Here is a 2,556-nt window from a genome sequence, read left to right on the forward strand (position 1 = left end):
GCGGGTGGGCCCGGACGACCGCGGCAGCCTCGCCGGATACCGCGGCACCGGCGGCGTTACGGGACCTCGTCGCGCTTCACCACGGGCACGGCGGTGCTGCCCCGAAGGCCCAGCACCGAGTGCCGCCGGCTGTAGGTGAAGTACACGACCACGCCCACCACCATCCACACCAGGAACCGGACCCAGGTCAGCGCGGTCAGGTTCAGCATCAGCCACAGGCAGGCGAGGATCGCGAGGATCGGCACCAGCGGCACGAGCGGCACGCGGAAGCCGCGCGGCAGGTCGGGCCGGGTCTTGCGCAGCACCAGCACGCCCGCGGACACCAGGATGAACGCGAACAGCGTGCCGACGTTCACCATCTCCTCCAGCTTGCCCGCCGGGAAGAAGCCCGCCGCCACGGCGACCAGCACGCCGATGATGATCGTGATCCGGAACGGCGTGCCGTGCTTGCCGGTGCGGGCCAGGCGGCGCGGCAGCAGGCCGTCGCGCGACATCGCGAACAGCACCCGCGACTGGCCCAGCATCAGCACCATCACGACCGTGGTCAGGCCGGCCAGCGCGCCCACCGAGATGACGGTGGCCGCCCAGTCGACGCCGTTGGCCGAGAACGCCGTCGCCAACGTCGCCCGCGTGCCGTCGGGCTGGGTCTTGAGCTGGTCGTAGGGCAGCATGCCGGTGATCACCAGCGACACCGCCACGTACAGCACCGTCACGATGGCCAGCGAGCCGAGGATGCCCCGCGGCACGGCCCGCTGCGGGTTGCGGGTCTCCTCCGCGGTCGTGGCGACCACGTCGAAGCCGATGAACGCGAAGAACACCAGCGACGCGGCGGCCAGCAGCCCGAGCACGCCGTACGTGCTGCCCTCGAAGCCGGTGACCAGCGAGAACAGCGACTGCTCCAGCCCGGTCCCGGTGGTGCCGCCGTGCTGGGCGGGCGGGATGTACGGGCTGTAGTTCGCCGCCCTGATGTACCCGATGCCGAGCACGATCACGAGCAGCACGACGGCCACCTTCACCGCCGTGATCACCGCGCTGACCCGCGACGACAGCTTCGTGCCGATCACCAGCAGCAGCGTCAGCACCGCGATCAGCAGCAGCGAGCCCCAGTCGACGTCGACCCCGCCGACGGACGCGGTGGTCCGCACGTCGATGCCCATCTCCCCGAGCACCGTCTGGAGGTACAGCGACCAGCCCTTGGCCACCGCCGCGGCGCCGACCGCGAACTCCAGCACCAGGTCCCAGCCGATGATCCACGCCACGAACTCGCCGAAGGTGGCGTAGGAGAAGGTGTACGCGCTGCCCGCGACCGGCACGGTCGACGCGAACTCCGCGTAGCACAACGCGGCCAGCGCGCACGCCACCGCCGCGAGGACGAACGCCAGCGAGACCGACGGCCCCGCGAGGTTGCCCGCGGTGGACGCGGTGAGGGTGAAGATGCCCGCGCCGATCACCACCGCGACGCCGAACACCGTCAAGTCCCACGCGGTGAGGTCCTTGCGCAGCTTGGTGTCCGGCTCGTCGGTGTCGGCGATCGACTGCTCGATCGACTTGGTGCGCCACAACCCGTTCCCCGGCACGGTGGTCTCGCCTCCTGTTTGCGGTTGGTCCGAACAGACTAGAGGTGGGTACCGACATTCGGCTCCACCGGTAGCTTTGCCCTCATGACTGTGCTTTGCCTGGACATCGGCTCGACGTGGACCAAGGGAGCCCTCGTGTCGCACGCCGGTGAGCTGCTCGGCACCGCACAGCACACGACTACCCCGCCGGAGGTGCTCCGAGGTATCGATGCTGTCACGACCGCGCTCGGCCCGGCCGGTGAAACCCTCGCGTGCTCGTCGGCGGGCGGCGGGTTGCGGCTCGCGGTCGTGGGGCAGGAGCGGTTGGTCAGCTCCGAGGCCGGGTACCGGGTGGCGCTGTCGGCGGGCGCGAAGGTGGTGCACGTGTCGGCCGGGCCGCTCGACGGCGCGGGCGTCCGGGCGTTGCGCGCGGCCGAGCCCGACCTGGTCCTCCTGGTCGGCGGCACGGACGGCGGCGACCGGTCGGTGCTCCTGCACAACGCCCGCAGGCTCGGCGCGAACCGCCTCCGCTGCCCGATCGTGCTGGCGGGCAACGCCGAGGCCCAGCCGGAGGCGGCAGAGCTCCTGGCCGGCCGGACCGTGGTGCGCACCGCGAACGTGCTGCCGGACGTGGGCGAGCTGGCGCCGGGTCCGGCGCGCGCGGCGATCCGCGCGGTGTTCCTGGAGCACGTGATCGGCGGCAAGGGGCTGTCCCGCGGTCGCCGGTTCCGCGGGCTCGTGCGCGCGGTGACACCGGACGCGGTGCTGGAGGGCGTGTCCCGGTTGGCCGCGCAGGACCGGGAGGGCGCGGTGCTCGTGGTGGACGTCGGCGGCGCCACCACGGACGTGTACTCGGCCGCGTCCACTGTGGAGGGACCGGCGCGGGTGGTGGCGCTGCCGCCGGACCGCCGCACCGTGGAGGGCGACCTGGGCGTGCGCTGGTCCGCGCCCGGCGTGGTGGCCGAGGCGGTCGCGGAGAAGCTGGTCGACAAGGACGAGG

Annotated in this window: 2 protein-coding genes; one reads left to right on the forward strand and one right to left on the reverse strand. The window is 72.5% G+C overall.

Annotated features, from left to right (window positions below; translation table 11 throughout):
- Nucleotides 1-56: 56 nt before the first annotated feature.
- Nucleotides 57-1,577: an amino acid permease gene (locus tag AB0G02_RS34990; protein WP_360803143.1), complete on the reverse strand. Its 1,521-nt coding sequence runs from the start codon at nucleotides 1,575-1,577 to the stop codon at nucleotides 57-59.
- A gap of 84 nt (nucleotides 1,578-1,661) precedes the next feature.
- Between AB0G02_RS34990 and AB0G02_RS34995 the strand changes: the two genes are divergently transcribed.
- Nucleotides 1,662-2,556: glutamate mutase L (locus tag AB0G02_RS34995; protein WP_360803146.1), on the forward strand; the 895-nt coding region annotated here is incomplete at its 3' end.

This window comes from Actinosynnema sp. NPDC023658 (assembly GCF_040639995.1).
GTDB lineage: Bacteria > Actinomycetota > Actinomycetes > Mycobacteriales > Pseudonocardiaceae > Actinosynnema.